We start from the raw sequence: 687 nt of genomic DNA, 5'->3' as shown, positions 1-687 counted from the left end.
ATTAATAGATTTAAAATTATCTAAATCCAACGAAAGCAATGACAACGGCTGGCAAAATCGTTTTGCGCGGTTATATTCGTGCTTGAGTACTTTTTCCAGCAAATAACGGTTGGCCGCAGAGGTTAATACATCTGTTTCAGATAGACTTTTTTTGATATCGAGTTGCTGTTGTAAGCGGAAATTGGTTTCGCGTAATTCAACGGTTCGCTCTTCGACTAACGCTTCCAGAGATTTATTCTTTAACTCTAACTTTTCCAGACGATGCTTTTTGTCATGGATATTACGGTGAGCGCCGATCATCCTCGATACTGAACCATCACTATTACGCTCAATCACCTTGCCGCGATCTTCAATCCACACATAGTCGCCATCATGAGTCCGGCAACGGTATTCAATCTGGTATCTCTCGGCCTGATTATTAATATAGGCATCAAACTGAAACATCACTCGGTCAAAATCATCTGGATGGATGATTTTCTCCCAAGTATGGACTGTATTTTCAAATGCATCGGCGGGATAGCCCAGCATTTCATACCAGCCAGTATTACGATAAACAAATCCATTGTTGGCATTCCAATCCCAGATACCATCACTTATCACTTCCAGAATTTCATGAACAACGCGCTCGTTTAAATCGGCAATCTTAACCTTCTGATCACTTGGATTATGGCTCATTGAACTACCCTG

General features: G+C 41.2%; 1 protein-coding gene. It reads right to left on the bottom strand.

The window, feature by feature from the left end; genetic code table 11:
• A partial coding sequence (locus V1952_RS22335) for a PAS domain-containing protein (RefSeq protein ID WP_420075609.1) occupies window positions 1-675 on the bottom strand: 675 nt, incomplete at its 3' end.
• Window positions 676-687 lie beyond the last annotated feature (12 nt).

It is taken from the genome of Yersinia sp. 2542 StPb PI, assembly GCF_048593855.1.
GTDB lineage: Bacteria > Pseudomonadota > Gammaproteobacteria > Enterobacterales > Enterobacteriaceae > Yersinia > Yersinia enterocolitica_E.
Note: the sequence above shows the minus strand (reverse complement) of the source record. Positions and strands in the feature narration are given on the sequence as shown.